The following is a 14,815-nucleotide window of genomic DNA, read 5'->3' as shown; positions in this document are numbered from 1 at the left end:
GCAATTCCTCAGGCGCCGGTGACGGCGGCCAGCAACAGGTCGATGAGCTTGATGGCGGCGAACGGCAGCAGCACGCCGCCCACGCCGTAGACCAGCATGTTCCGGCGCAGCAGTGCGGTGGCGCCGGCCGGACGGAAGCGCACGCCGCGCAGCGCCAGCGGGATCAGCAGCGGGATGATGATGGCGTTGAAGATCAGCGCAGCCAGCACGGCGTTGGTGGGGCTGGACAGATGCATCACGTCGAGTGCGGCCATCGAGGGGATGGCAGCGGCGAACAGCGCCGGCAGGATGGCGAAATACTTCGACACGTCGTTGGCCAGCGAGAACGTGGTCAGCGCGCCGCGCGTGATCAGCTGCTGCTTGCCGACTTCCACGACCTCCAGCAGCTTGGCCGGGTCGGAGTCCAGGTCGACCATGTTGCCCGCCTCCTTCGCCGCCTGCGTGCCGGAGTTCATCGCCAGGCCCACGTCGGCCTGTGCCAGCGCGGGCGCATCGTTGGTGCCGTCGCCGACCATCGCGACCAGTCGGCCGCCGGCCTGTTCCTGGCGGATGCGCGCCAGCTTGTCCTCCGGGCGCGCCTCGGCGATGTAGTCGTCCACGCCTGCTTCGGCGGCGATGGCGGCGGCGGTCAGGGGGTTGTCGCCGGTGATCATCACCGTGCGGATGCCCATCGCCCGCATGTGGGCGAACTTCTCCTTGATGCCGTGCTTGACCACGTCGGAGAGTTCCACCACGCCGAGCACGTGCTGGCCATCACTGACCACCAGCGGGGTGGCGCCATTGCGCGCGACCTGTTCGACGCGGGCGGTGAGTTCGGCCGGCGCACTGCCGCCCAATGCCTGCACGTGCTGCAGGATGGCGTCGGCGGCGCCCTTGCGGATACGGCGTGCGCGGCCGGGGCCGTCACCGGCCAGGTCCACGCCGGACATGCGTGTCTGCGCGGTGAACGCGATGAACTGCGCCTGCTCAGGTTCCACCAGCGTGGCGCCCTGCTCGCGCGCCAGGCGCACGATGGATTTGCCTTCCGGCGTCGGGTCGGCGAGCGAAGACAGCATGGCGGCATCGCGCAGCTGTTCGTGATCGATACCGGCCAGCGGATGGAACAGCGTGGCCTGGCGGTCGCCATGGGTGATCGTGCCGGTCTTGTCGAGCAACAGCACGTCGACGTCGCCCGCGACTTCCACCGCCTTGCCCGACTTGGCCAGCACGTTGGCGGCCAGCGCGCGGTTCATGCCAGCAATGCCGATGGCTGGCAGCAGGCCGCCGATCGTGGTGGGAATCAGGCAGACCAGCAGCGCGACGAGCAGCAGCGGGTCGAGCTTCGCGCCGACGAAGCCGGCGATGAAGGGCAGCGTGACCACGACGATGAGGAAGGTCAGCGTCATCGTCATGAGCAGCAGGCCGAGCGCGATCTCGTTCGGCGTCTTCTGCCGGTTGGCGCCTTCGACCAGCGCGATCATGCGGTCGAGGAAGCTGTGCCCGGGCTCGGCGGTGATCTTCACCACGATCTCGTCGGACAGCACCTTGGTGCCGCCGATGACGCCGCTGCGGTCGGTGCCGGCTTCGCGCAGCACGGGCGCGGATTCGCCGGTGACGGCGGACTCGTTGATCGTCGCCAGCCCTTTGACGATCTCGCCGTCGGCGGGGATCTGCTCGCCCGCGGATACGATGACGTAGTCGCCGGGCTTCAGGTCGGCCGCCGGCATGCGCCGCTCGGTGCCGCCCAATGGCGTGTCCACGCGCCGCGCGACGAGATCCTTGCGGGCACGCCGCAGCGAGGCAGCCTGGCCGCGACCGCGTGCTTCGGCGACGGCTTCGGCGAAGTTGGCGAACAGCACGGTGACGAACAGCAGCGCGGTCACCGCCCAGCCGATGCCGGGCGTGGTGGTGCCGGCCAGCGTCAGGCCGGCCGTCAGCAGCGTGCCCAGCCAGACCACGGCCATGACCGGGTTCTTGAAGGCGTGCTGCGGCGCGAGCTTGGTGAAGGCGCCGACCACGGCGGCACGGAACCCCGCGCGATCGAGCAGGACCGGCGCGCGGCCGGCGTTGCGGGTGGAAACAGGGGAGTGGGTCATGTCGGTGTTCTCAGAGCGCGCTCAAGGCCAGGTGGTCGGCGATCGGGCCGAGGACCAGCACGGGCATGAACTGCAGCAGGGTCAGGATGACGACCACGGCGATCAGGGTGAGCGCGAAGGTCGGGGTTTCCACCTGGAGGGTGCCGGGGCCCTCGGGCGCGGCACGCTTGCGGGCGAGCGAGGCGGCGATGGCCAGCGGAATGATCAGCGCCGGATAGCGGCCGAGCAGCAGCATCAGCGTGGTGCTGAGGTTCCACCAGTACGTCGCATCGCCCAGGCCCTCGAAACCGGAACCGTTGTTGGCGAAGGCCGAGGTGTACTCGTAGAACACCTGGCTGATGCCGTGGAACGACGGATTGGAGTTGCCGGTGATCGACGGCACGGCCAGCGTGATGGCGGTGAAGGCCAGCAACGCCAGCGGCTGCAGCAGCACCAGCACGGCGAGCAACCTCACCTCATGCGCCTCGATCTTGCGGCCGAACAGTTCCGGCGTGCGGCCTGTCATCAGCCCGGCCAGGAACACGCTGAGCAGCAGGTAGACGAGGAACTGCTGCAGCCCGCAGCCGACACCACCCCAGACCGCGTTGATCAGCATGTTGCCGGTAGCCACCAGGCCGGTCAGCGGCGCGGCGGAGTCGAGCATCATGTTGACCGAGCCGTTGTTGACGCCGGTGGTGGTGGCAGCCCACAACGCCGAGGCATCGGCACCGATGCGGACTTCCTTGCCTTCCATCAGCGCGATGTCCTGAGTGGTGGACGAATGCCCTTCAGACCAGATCGCCAGCGCTGATGTCGCCATCCACATCGTCATCATCGTGCCGACCACCAACGCGGTGAACTTGCGCCGTCCGGTGAACGCGCTGACCATGAAAGCCACGCCGACCGGGATCAGCAGGATGGCCAGCGTCTCCAGGAAGTTGGCGAACGGGGTCGGGTTCTCCAGCGGCACGGTGCTGTTCGGGCCATACCAGCCGCCGCCGTTGCTGCCCAACTGCTTGGCCGCAACCATCGGCGCGACCGGGCCGACCGCGATCTTCTGCTCGGCCATCTGCGCGGCCGCATCGACGGGCGTCGCCATCGGACCGCCCTGCAGCGTGGACGGCACGCCCTGCCAGGTCAGCAGTACCGACCACAGCAGGCACAGCGGCAGCATCACGCGCACGGCCGGGCGGATGACATCGGCCCAGTAGTTGCCGACATCGGCGTCACCATTGCCATGCGCCTCCGCGGTGTCGTTACCTCGCCCACCGAAGAGACCGCGCAGCGTCGCCACGACCAGCGCCAGGCCCATCATCGGCGTGACCACCTGCAACCCGACGATGCCGGTCATCTGCGCCAGGTGCGAGAGCTGTGCCTGGCCGGAGTAGTGCTGCTGGTTGGTGTTGGTGAGGAACGACACCATCGTGTGCAGCGCCAGGTCCCAGCGCATGTTCGGGGCGTCGTTGGGATTGAGCGGCAGCCAGGCCTGGGTCATGAAGACACCCCAGGTCAGCACGCCCAGCACCAGGTTGCTCAGCAGGAAGGCCTTCGCATACGCCTTCCAGTCCATGCCCTGCGCCGGATCGACGCCGAGCAGCCGGTACAACGGACGCTCGATCCAACCGAACAGCGCATCGCCGCGCATCGGCGCACCGCGCATCACCGCGGCCAGGTACCGGCCCAACGGCCAGCCCAGTGCGATGGCAAGTGCGAAGACAAGGAGGAATTCAGTCATGGGTATCGTCCATCGGCATGCGCGCACGCCGCGTGATCAGCAGGAACAGGAGGCCGGCGCCGGCGAGCACGCCCGCGAGCGCCAACAACAGGTGGAGGAAGTCGGTGACCATGGCGGTAGTCAGAATGAGGCTTGCAGCGCTGCTTCCACGCGCGAACCGGCCAGGCCCGGGAACAGGGTCTTGGCGCTGCTGTCGGTGGCGTGCGCCGTCACGCGCAGTTCGAACGGCGCCTTGAATGCCCACACCGCGCCGAGCTGCGCATGCGCGTAACTGTCGTCGTAGGCATCATCCAGCCAGTAGTAACCGGCGGCGCCTTCAAGGCGGACCTGCTCGTTCAACGGCAACTTCGCGCCGACTTGTGCATAGATGCCGGCTTCGTCGGTGGCCAGCGCCTCCGTGGAGTAACCCAGCTGCACCCAGTAGTTCTGCTTCCAGGTCAGCGTGCCGATGGCCTCGGTCCAGTTGAGGTCGACGGTGGTGGACGGATAGCGGTAGTGGGTCAGGTTGACGTCGAGCGCCCAATCGTCGGACAGCGCGCCGCCCCAGCCAACGGTGACATCGATTTCACTGCTGGCCTTGGTCTCCGGCGCGAACTCGACGTTCGAGCCCCACACGGCGCCGTAGAGGCCGTTGTCGGCCGACGCCTTGAAGCCGGCCTGCACCGCAGGATCGCCTTGTGTCTGGGTGGTGCCGCGCCACACGTAGTCGGTAGTCAGCGCTGCCGAGCCGCCGACGGTGGCCGCGTATGCCGGCGCGGTGATGACGAGTGCGAGGGAGAGCGCTGCGGCAGCGCGCAAGGCAGGCGAGCGCCTGCCGGTACGGGGAAGTGCGGGTGACATGTTCGGGTTCCAGGCGGAGGGTGGTCCGCCGACCCGGAAAGTCTGTTCTCCGCGTGCGTAAAGGCGCTATTTACGCTGTTCGCTGCGCCGTAAAGTCTGCGTAAACCCTTCCGGCCAACCGTGGTCAGCCCGACGCGCGCGTCCTGCCGCTGCGGCCGAGCACATGATCCGCATCCTGGTCGAAGGTGGGCGCTGCGAACGGATCGGGCCCCACGGTGCGGCCGAACGCGATCGGGCGGGTGACGCCGCGATAGCTGCCGATCACCGGATGCGCGATCTCCGCCACCATGTCCTCGGCCAGCACCTGCGGATGCTCGAACATGTCCTCCACCCGCCGCGCCGCCGCACAGGGCACTTCGTCGCCGAAGTGTGCTTCCCATTCCAGCGCATCGCGGTTGCGCAGGGCCTCGTGCAGGCGCGGCACGATGTCGGCGGCGTGCTGGGCCCGCTTGCGCACGGTGTCGTAGCGCGGATCGTCCGCCAGCGCATCCAGCCCGGTCAGCCGGCACAGCGCCTTCCAGAAACGCTGCGTGTTCGCGGACAGGTACAGGTAGCCCTCGCGCGCGGGATGGATGCCGGTGACGCCGCCCGACCGCATGTCGCGGCCGATGTCCAGCGCCTCGCCTTCGGCCCAGATCATGCGCGCGGATTGCATGGTCAACGCACTGCGCAGCAGCGACACGCCGACGAACTGGCCAAGCCCGCTGCGTTCACGCTCATACAGCGCCGATGAGACGCCGGCCGCGAGCAGCGCCGCCGCGTAGTAGTCCACCACCGAGCCGTAGATGATCTCGGGTGCACCGCCGCGCTTGCCCTGCAGCGTGCACATGCCGGTCATGGTCTGCAGCACCTGGTCGTAGCCGGCCTTGTCCTTCATCGGCCCATGCTCGCCATAGCCGGTGACGGCGCAGTAGATCAAGCGCGGATTGATCACCGACAGGCTGTCGAAGTCGATGCCGAGACGCTTCGGCACGCTGGGGCGGAAGTTGTGCACCAGCACGTCGGCCTCGCGCACCAGCCGCAGCAGCGAGGCGTGGTCGGCCGGCTGCTTCAGGTCCAGCACCACGCCCTGCTTGCTGCGGTTCACTCCGAGGAACGCGCGGCTCTCCTTTTCCAGCGTGGACGGATACTGGCGAAGGTTGTCGCCGTCCGGCGGCTCGACCTTGATGACGTCCGCGCCCTGGTCGGCCAGCAGCGTGCAGCCGTAGGGGCCGGCGATATAGGCGCTCAGGTCGAGCACCTTCACGCCGCTGAGCGGGCCCGCAGCGCCTTGGCGCAGGCGCGAACGGAAGGGAGACGCGTTGTCCATGGGAGAAGCCTCCTTCAGCCGCCGCCACGACGGCGATGGCAAGTCTGTGCCACGCGGCGGACCGGATACAGCCAGCCGCCGTACTTTCTTCTGCCACAAATTCTTGCGAGCGCCGATGCCTTCATGCCGGCGGCAACGACAGCCAGGTGAGGCGCCAGGCGCCATCCACGCGGCCACCCGCGCGGTAGTACGGCCAGAACAGCAGGGGCGCGCGATAGCCCAGTTGCATGGCGATGCCCGCGCCTTCTTCGCCGTCGCTGACGGGCAGCACCTGCAGCCAATCGTCCTGCGGGCCCTCCGGCAGCCGGATGGTCTCTTCGGTCTTGAAGCCATCGATCAGTTCGGTGGCGTAGACCAAGGGGCCGCGGGTCAGGCCGACGTAGCGCAGGTCCAGCACCTGTTGCCTGACGTCGCCGCCGTCGGGCGCGCGCGACTCCTGCACATTGCGCAGCGCGTGGTGGTGCAGGACGGGCCGTAGCGGGAACACGATGGTCAGCAGGTCGCCCGCGCTCCAGCGTCGCGTCACGCGGGCGAAGGTGCCGGGCACCACGTCCGCGTCCACCGCCTCGCCATTCACGCTGACGGTGGCACCGTGCGCCCATGAGGGCACACGCAGGCGTACTTCGAAGCTGGCATCGTGCTCCGGCTCGACCTGCAGCGACACGGTACCGTCGAACGGATACGTGGTGTGCTGGCGCAACCGCAATGCGCCCGCGCGGGGATGCACCAGGCGTGCTTCACCGGGTCCGTACACATTGATGGCCACGGCGTTGCCGGCCTGCGCGTACGCAATGGAGGGCAGTTCCTCCAGCGCCATCGCGCCGCTGGACTTGCAGCAACGCCAATACGTGGTGTGCACGCGACGGCCGTTTGGGAACGAGTAGTAGCACCAGTCCTCGCCATTGGGCGCGTGGGCACCGAGCAGATCGTTGTAGGCCGTGCGCTCTATTTCCTCTGCGTAGCGCGCTTCGCCGGTCAGGCGCAGCAGTTCGCGGTTGAGCTGGATCCAGGCCAGCAGCGAACAGGTTTCCACGTACGCGTTGGGGCTGAAGCTGCCGGGCGCATTGAACACTTCGCGCGAGCGATGCGCCACGCCCCCCCACGGGCCACCGCCGAGGGTGAGATGGCGCTCGCGGATGCTCTGCCACACGCGATCCACGGCCTCGTGATAGCGCGCCTCGCCCGTGGCGCGCGCCAGCTTGGCCAGTCCCACCAGGTTCCAGGCCAGCTGATAGGCCTTGCCGGTGGCGATCTCCGCCGCATCCGCACCGGCCAGCGCGCGCGTCAGCAGCGCCAGCGGTGCGTGGGCGTCGGCCTGCGCCAGCACGTGTTCGGCCAGCTGCAGGTAGCGCGCTTCGCCCGTGGCGAAGTACAGCTCCATCGCCGGATCCATCAACACGGTCGCCGACATGCCGTGATGGTTGCCCAGCGTGGTGATGTCGATGCCGCCTTCCGTCAGCACCCGCCAGCACAGGTCGCCGATCCGGCGTGCGGCCTCCAGGTAGGCCGCGTCCGGGAAGTGGCGATGCACTTCCAGCAGGCCGAGGATCAGGTAGCTGTGCGTCCAGATGTCCCAGGTGCGCAGCGCGGGCGCGCCATCCCACGTCAGCGGCTTCGGGGGCTGCGGGTGCATGAAACGGCGCGCAGGCGCGTAGTTGCCCAGGTAGCCGTCGGGCTGCTGCCGCGAGACCAGGTAATCGGCGACACGGCGCACGTTCGCCTGCAGGCCGGCATCACCGTCACGCGCGGCGGCACGCGCGGCGGCGACCAGCCATTTGCCGGCGTGTTCGCCGTACCAGTCGCCCTCTTCGTTGTGGTCGACATGCTGCGGCGCGAACAGGGCGATCGCGGGACTGTGCTCATCCACGATGAAATGGTGGAGGCGCCCGGCGCGGTTCGCGTCCAGCGCCGCGCCAAGCACGCCACCCAGCGTGACCTGCGCAGGTGACGGCAGCTGCAGCCCCTCGTCGGGCGTTGTCGCGGTCATCCTGCGTCCACCACGCAACGGAAGCCGATGCGGCCGGAGCGGTCCTTGCCCGGTGCCATCAGCAGGAGTTTTCCGTGCTGGTCCAGCCGTCTGGCTTGCGGGAAGTACCAGTGCGAGGTGCGCGGCTCGTAGTCGCTGCCACCGCGCACGATGGCGCCGCGCGTGTGCTCGTCGTGGAACTCGTCGGTCCACTGCCAGACATGACCCACCAGATCCATCACGCCGTACGGACTGGCGCCAGCAGGATACGCACCGACATCGGCCGGCGGCGGCAACGTGCGGCCGCGGAACACCGGCGGTGCGGCATCGTCACGCCAGGCATCGCCCCACGGATACAGGCGGCCGTCCGTGCCCTGCGCGGCGTACTGCCACTCCCATCCGTGCGGCAGACGCTTGCCCGCCCAGGCGGCATAGGCGCGCGCATCCTCCAGCGACACCCAGGTGACAGGCTTGTTCTCCCACCCGGGCTGCGGCGCACCCTCGCGCCAGTCGCGCAGGAAGTGCTGCGCGTCCTGCGGCGCGTAGCCGGTCGCGTCCATGAAGGCTTTGTACTGCGCGTTGGTCACCGGGTGGCGGTCGATGTGGAAAGCCTTCATCTGCATGCGGCGGCGGTGGTGCCTGCGCGCGGTCGGCTCCCACGGAAACTGCACGTCCACGCCTTCCCACACCTGCCCTTCGATCTCGATACCCTGCACGGCGAACAGGAACTCGCTTGCCGGGATGGTCACCATGCCGTCCGGCGCCGCGGCGTGCGGTGCGGTCGGCGCGATCGGCTGCAGCACCTGCGGCAACGCGGTCCACTGCGCGGACAGCGATGCCAGCGGCGTAGCGGCGCGTTCGGCCATCCGGGCCAGGAACGTGTCGAGGCCTTCCTCCTGCACGCCGTCGCGCAGCGCCAGCAGCGCGCCGAAACCCCGGCCTTCCAGCGTCGTCTCCAGGATCGCCTGGCCGTCGATGATGCGCGGCGACAGCGCGGTACCGTTCCACAGGTCGAAATAACGCGTGCCGTCCACATGCGGCACGGCAAGCTGTTCGCCTTCAATCGGATATTCGTGGCGGTTGACCAGGGTCCACAACGTGCGGCCCTCGCCCGGGAAGCGGCTGGCGAAGATGCCGGCCTGCAGCGTGCGCTCGTACGGGCGCCAGTCCAGGCTGACCAGCAGCGGCGCGAAACGGCGGTAGAGGCTGGCGATGCGGCGCAGCGATTCGGCATCGCGCGGGGTCAGCTGGTTCCACAGGCCCCATACGTTTTCCCACGCGTTGTAGCCCACGCCGTTGAAGAAGATGTACTGCAGGTCGTGGTTGCGGTCGCGGCCCCAGCGGTTCTCGTAGTTGATCATGTGGCGCGGTTCCAGCCACTTGAACTTCGCCACCGGCGGCACGACTTCGTTCGGCGCCTTCTTGCCCCAGCTCTGCACGTTCCAGATCAGGTGCTCCTCGGCGCTGATCGTGGATTCCGGCTGCACCACCACCGGATGGCCCAGCGCATCGCAGGCGTCGAAGAACGCACGCGGCACGCCGTTGTAGGTGTCGCCGTTGATGCCGTCCGCACCCACCGCCTTGACGATCTTCGCGATGGCCTGCCAGTCCGGCTCGCCTTCGTCGCGGGTGCCGTTGTCCCACGGCATGGTGGTGAGGAACACGCGCACGCCACGGCGGTGGAAATCGTCGACCGCGCCGCGCAACGCCTCAAGACCGCCCGGCAGGCTGCGCGCGAAATCGAACTGGTTGCGGTCGTCCACGCCGATGTTGGGGTACACGCACCACAGCAGCACGCTGTCCAGGCCGCCGTAGCGCGCGTCCAGGTCATCGAGGTAGCGATCGACGGTGTAGCGGCCGGCGACGGGGTCGTAGAGGTAGCGGTCCTCGACCATCACCTGCGCATGCACGAAGTTGCGCTGCGCCCACTGCAGTTCGGGCCGGCGGTAGTTGGCATCGTCGTAGCCGATGCGGGTGAGGTGTTCGCGTCGCCAGTCCTTCAGCTCGGCGACCCAGTCGTCGGCCGACGCGTTGGCGTCGATCTTCCATTGGCCGATGTCGGCGAACGGCCAGCCCGGCGCCTTGCCCGGCGTGGGCAGGTAGCGCTGGGTGGTGACGTGGGAGAACTTGTATTCGGTCTTCACCGGCGATGGCAGCGCGTCGGTGGCGTCCGGTGTGTCGGAAGGATCGGGGAGCGTGGGGGAATTCATGGGATGGGTCTTTCAATCGGAACCGGGAATACCGCAGTACGCGGCGAGGGCAGCCTTGTGATCGGGCGCATCGACCTGCGCGGCCAGCCATGCATCGACCTCGTCGCGCGCCGGGATGCTGGCCTGCGCACCCAGGCGCGTGCATGCCAGGGCCGATGCCGCACTGGCGAAGCGTAACGCGTCCGCCAGCGGTGCATGCTGCGCCAGCCGGGCGGCGAGCGCACCGCAGAATGTATCGCCCGCAGCCGTGGTATCCACGGCATCGATGCGGAACGCCGGCTGCAGGAACAGTTCGCCCCCGCGCCTGGCGACACAGCCGCGGGCGCCCAGCGTGGCGACCACGCACGGCACCGGCAGGCGCGACATTTGCGCGACCAGCGTGCCAGGACCGGCGAGCGCGGCAAGTTCGCCTTCGTTGACCACCAGCAGGTCGACATCCTCCAGCAACAAGGGCGGAAGCGCGGCGGCGGGCGCGGCGTTCAGCAGCACGTGCACGCCGGCGGCGTGCGCCACGTGTGCGAAGCTCGCCACGGCATCCAGTGGCGTTTCAAGTTGTAGCAGCAAGTGGGTGACGCCGAAGAGGGAAGGCAGGTGGTGCGGGCGCAGGGCAGCATTTGCGCCCGGCGCCACGGTGATCGCATTTTCCGCGTCGTCGGACAGGCAGATGAAGGCGGTACCGCTGGCGACATCGGGCGCGCGGACGATGTGCGTCGCCACGCCGGCATCCGCCAGTGCGGCTTCCAGCACCGTGGCGTAGGGGTCATCGCCCAGGGCCAGCAGCATGCGCGTCGCCACGCCACCCGCGCGCGCACAGGCCACGGCCTGGTTTGCGCCCTTGCCGCCGGGAAAGGTGGCGAAGTCGCGGCCGAGCACGGTTTCGCCCGGCGCGGGCACATGCGGCGCGCGGACAACGAAATCCAGGTTGGCCGAACCGGCCACCAGTACCGGCGCCTTCATGGCGACACCGTTGAATAGACCTGCCGGTAGAACGGCGCCGCGATCTTCGGCAGCGCGGGGGCGCCGTCCGTCGGCAGGTGCTGCGACATGAGCACGATCACCAGCCTGCGGCTACGGTCGATGGTGAACCACGTGGACGCTGCGCCGGACCAACCGAACTGCCCCTGCGAGCCAGGTCGCGTGGTCTTCGCGGTATCGGTGACCACGTAGCCACCCAGGCCAAAACCTTCGCCCGCCTCCGGGTAGGCGACCGGCGGATCGAAACGCACGAGCTGGTCCTGCATCATCTGGTCGACGGTCGATGGCTGGAGCAGGCGGATACCATCCAGTTCCCCGCCGTTGGCAAGCATGCGCGCAAAACGCAGGTAATCGGCGGCAGTCGAGTACAGGCCGCCCGCGCCGCTGCGGTAGGCACGCAGCGGAATGCCCGGTTCGCGCGCGGAAGGCGTGTCCGCCAGCACGCGATGGCCCCCGGCGTTGCGCGTGGTCAGCGCCATGATCCGCCCGCGCTGCGATGCCGGCACCTGGAAGCCGGTGTCGCGCATGCCGAGGGGCGCGAAGATCCGCGACTGCAGGAACACATCGAACGGCGTTCCACTGGCGACCTCGATGACCCGCGCCAGTACCTCGCTGTTGACGCCGTCGTACCGGAACCGGGTACCGGGTTCATCGGCCAACGGCGCGCGTGCGACACGGCGTGCGTAGTCCGCCAGATCTTCCGCGTCTTCCGGCGCCTGTTGCTGAAGCAATGCCGACGCCACCCGGATATCGTCGCCGCCAGTGGCGAAGCCCGCCGTGTGGGTCAACAGATGGCGCACGGTGAGGGGACGATGCACCGCCATGAGCTGCGGCTCCGCCTTGTCGCCGCCCGCCACGCGCTGCAACCCGGCGAACCCGGGCAGATAACGCGCGACCGGATCATCCAGCCGCAACCTGCCCTCCTCCACCAACATCAACGCCGCCACCGAGGTGATGGGCTTGGTCATGGAATAGATGCGGAAGATCGCGTCTTCGCGCAGCGGCGCGCCTTCCAGGTCGGCTTCGCCCATGGCCTGGTGATAGACCCGCGCGTCCTTCTGCCAGACGTCGGCGACCACGCCCAGGTATCCCGCTTCGCCCGTCGCCCGCTGGAGGTATTCGTCCAGGCGATCGAGGGACGCCGCCGGCTGCGCCGCGGCGAACCACGGCAGCGTGAGCAGCACAAGACCCCACCACGGTCGCCGACGGCCACCTGCGTGTGCAGGTGGCGCGGAGGCGACACGGTTGGCCAGCATCTGCCGTGGGGACAGCGAAGGGTCCAAGATCAGAACGTGATGGTGTGGGTGATGGACACCATCCTGCCACGGCCCGCCCAGTAGTTCTGGAAGCCTTCCAACTGCGACCAGCTGAGGATGTACTGCTTGTCGGTCAGGTTCTCGATGCCAAGCGAGAACTTGCCGAAACGTTCGGTCTCGTAGTTCACGCCGAGGTCGAACAGGGTGTAGCCGTAGGTGTTCTCTTCATACTCGAATTCCCGCCCGTCGAAATCCCGAACGTCGCTTCCCGAAAGATGACGGTCCGCCAGTCGCGTCGCGCCCAGCGTCACGTTGCCGTTGGGCAGGAAATTCCATGTCACCGACGCCGAGATCTTGTCCGGATTGATGTCCAGCACGCCCATCGGCTTGTTCAGCCCGCCGGCACCGTAGTCGCCGTTTGGCGCTGCAGCCCAGAACGCGGTCTTGCCGCGGATCCGCGAGTACAGCGCACTGACCTTCCATTGCTCGTTGAAACGCCAGTCGCCACTTACCTCGATGCCTTTGATGCGGGTGGGGGCACGGGTGAGGATGAAATCGTTGTTGTTGGGATCGATGGCGAGCGATGTGCCGAACGGCGTCTCCGAGTCATAGTGCGACGCGCTGAACGAGCCGTGCTGCCCGCGCCAGTTGACGCCGAACTCCGTGTTTTCCACCACGATGGCCGCGATGTCCGCGATACGGTCAACCGACTGTCCCGGCACGCTGATGTTGCGCAGCGGAATGCCGATGTTCGGCAGGCCGAACCCCTCGCCATACGAGCCGAACACCGACCACTCGTCGGTGATGCGCCAGATCGCGCCGTAGTTGACCAGGTTCTCCTTGTACTGCACGCCGCCGCCCTGCACGTCCACACTGTTGCGGTAGGCGGTGGTGGTGTAGCTGTCCACGTGCAGGTCGCCATCTTCGCGACGGTAGCCGCCACTCAACGTCACCGGCCCGATGTCCCAGGTCAACTGTGCGTACGGCGCCTTGCTTTCGTATTCCATCGGCGGCACCCACAGGCGGTTGGTCAGCGCAAGGCGCTGCTCCGCGGTGTCCTTCACCAGGTCGATGCCGGTCCGCAGTTCCAGCCCGGATACGTTGAACAGTTCCGGACGCGTCCAGCCGATGCGGAAGCCCTTCTTCTCGGTGACGATCTCGGACTGGTCGAAGATGCGGTCGGCTTCGTCGAAGTCGTCGTCCACCTTCACGAGCTGCTTGTCGTCGCCGTTCTCGGGAAGGTAGCGCATCGCCTGATCGGCGTAGTAGGCATCCACGCCCAGCGTGCCGCCGAGGAAGTTGCCATGCGTGTACTTCAATGCGTACTGCTTGAAGTCGTTGAACTCGGCCTTCTGGCCGAAGATCTGCCCGCGTTCGGACGTATTGGTGACCGGCACCGGGCAGTCTTCGTCGACATAGCGGCAACCCTCAACCTGGATGTAGTTGCCCTTGCCCTCGATCTTGAAGTGGCTCAGGGTCGCCTGCAGGCGCTGCTCGCCGCTTTCGCCGAAGTTGATGCCTCCCTTCAGGAACAGGTTCTTGGCCTCGGAATCGGACACCGAACCGCTGGTGTTCATGCCGATGCGGCGACCGTTTCCGTCGTACGAAATACCGCGGTCGATGACCGACGCGCCGCCCAGGAAATCCACGTTGTCCTGCTTGTAGGCGTGATTGACGCCCAGCTTCCAGCCGGCGCTGTCGTCGCCGAACTGGCTGGAGTATCGCGACGCCACCGTGGTCTCGTGGCCTTCCTTCTCCGGCACCTTGGAGAGGTAGTTGATGATGCCGCCAGCGGCGCCGATGCCTTCGGACGCCGACGGCCCGTTGATGACCTCGATGCGGCCGACCATGCCCATGTCGGTGAACGTCGCGTTGCGTCCACCCTCGCGCAGCGGCGAACCCTGCGGCACGCCATCGAACAGGCGCAGCGCGATGCGGCCACGCAACGTCTCGCCGGTATTGCTCATCGCCTGCGACGATTCCGCGTATCCGGGTACCGTGCGCGCGAGCACGGCGGTGGCGTCCTCGGTGACCAGCAGGGTGTGCTGGATCTCTTCGCGCGACACGAGGGTGATGGCACCCGGAATCTTGTCCACGGCCTTCGGGGTACGCACACCCGTCACGATCACCTGGTCCAGGTCGACGGCATCCTTCGCCCGCTCTTCTTCGGCTGCCGCGTCCTGCGGCAGCGGGGTGTTCTGTTGGGCCTGGACGCTGGCGCTGACGGCGGCAGCCAGCAGGAAAACGCCGAACGCGGCGGGTACCTGTTTCATGGTCAGTTCTCGGAATGCTTCGGTGGACGGCACGGCGGCACAGCAGGCGACCGTTCCGTGACAGGGATGTGCGTGCAAGAAAGGCCGCAAGGGACGGCCGGCGTGCCCAGCGTTCCTCCCAGACGCTTGAACCCGACGATGCTCAAAGCCTAGGTGGACGGCCGTCACGGAAGAATCGTCCGCGGATATGTTCACAG

General features: G+C 67.8%; 9 protein-coding genes. All 9 read right to left on the bottom strand.

What is annotated here, in order from left to right; all coding sequences use genetic code 11:
* Nucleotides 1–8: 8 nt before the first annotated feature.
* Complete coding sequence (gene kdpB, locus IB223_RS02575) at nucleotides 9–2,075, bottom strand: potassium-transporting ATPase subunit KdpB (protein ID WP_192200113.1); 2,067 nt, start codon at nucleotides 2,073–2,075, stop codon at nucleotides 9–11.
* Between the two features lie 10 nt (nucleotides 2,076–2,085).
* A complete protein-coding gene (gene kdpA / locus IB223_RS02570) occupies nucleotides 2,086–3,789 on the bottom strand; it encodes a potassium-transporting ATPase subunit KdpA (RefSeq protein WP_192200112.1) in 1,704 nt (567 codons plus the stop codon).
* Nucleotides 3,790–3,909: 120 nt separating this feature from the next.
* On the bottom strand, nucleotides 3,910–4,629 hold the full coding sequence (locus IB223_RS02565) for a TorF family putative porin (protein ID WP_225590772.1): 720 nt from the start codon (nucleotides 4,627–4,629) through the stop codon (nucleotides 3,910–3,912).
* Nucleotides 4,630–4,753: 124 nt separating this feature from the next.
* Nucleotides 4,754–5,938, bottom strand: a complete 1,185-nt coding sequence (locus IB223_RS02560) for a CoA transferase (RefSeq protein ID WP_192200111.1) — start codon at nucleotides 5,936–5,938, stop codon at nucleotides 4,754–4,756.
* A gap of 121 nt (nucleotides 5,939–6,059) precedes the next feature.
* Entirely contained in the window at nucleotides 6,060–7,925 is a 1,866-nt protein-coding gene (locus tag IB223_RS02555; protein ID WP_192200110.1) for a beta-L-arabinofuranosidase domain-containing protein, read from the bottom strand.
* Nucleotides 7,922–10,114 (bottom strand): SUMF1/EgtB/PvdO family nonheme iron enzyme, encoded by a 2,193-nt coding sequence (locus tag IB223_RS02550; protein ID WP_192200109.1) that lies wholly within the window; start codon nucleotides 10,112–10,114, stop codon nucleotides 7,922–7,924. Before IB223_RS02550 ends, IB223_RS02555 begins: the two co-directional genes overlap by 4 nt.
* 12 nt (nucleotides 10,115–10,126) lie before the next feature.
* On the bottom strand, nucleotides 10,127–11,071 hold the full coding sequence (locus IB223_RS02545) for a ribokinase (RefSeq protein ID WP_192200108.1): 945 nt from the start codon (nucleotides 11,069–11,071) through the stop codon (nucleotides 10,127–10,129).
* The gene (locus IB223_RS02540; RefSeq protein WP_192200107.1) at nucleotides 11,068–12,372 is read right to left on the bottom strand and encodes a serine hydrolase domain-containing protein; all 1,305 of its coding nucleotides are present in this window, start codon (nucleotides 12,370–12,372) and stop codon (nucleotides 11,068–11,070) included. The genes IB223_RS02545 and IB223_RS02540 overlap by 4 nt, the downstream gene beginning before the upstream one ends.
* A gap of 2 nt (nucleotides 12,373–12,374) precedes the next feature.
* Nucleotides 12,375–14,618: a TonB-dependent receptor gene (locus IB223_RS02535; RefSeq protein ID WP_192200106.1), complete on the bottom strand. Its 2,244-nt coding sequence runs from the start codon at nucleotides 14,616–14,618 to the stop codon at nucleotides 12,375–12,377.
* Nucleotides 14,619–14,815: the final 197 nt, after the last annotated feature.

Origin of the sequence: Pseudoxanthomonas sp. PXM03 (assembly GCF_014852005.1) — a bacterium.
In the GTDB taxonomy this organism is placed as follows: domain Bacteria; phylum Pseudomonadota; class Gammaproteobacteria; order Xanthomonadales; family Xanthomonadaceae; genus Pseudoxanthomonas_A.
The sequence above is the reverse complement of the archived record's forward strand: the minus strand, read 5'-3'. Positions and strand labels throughout refer to the sequence as shown.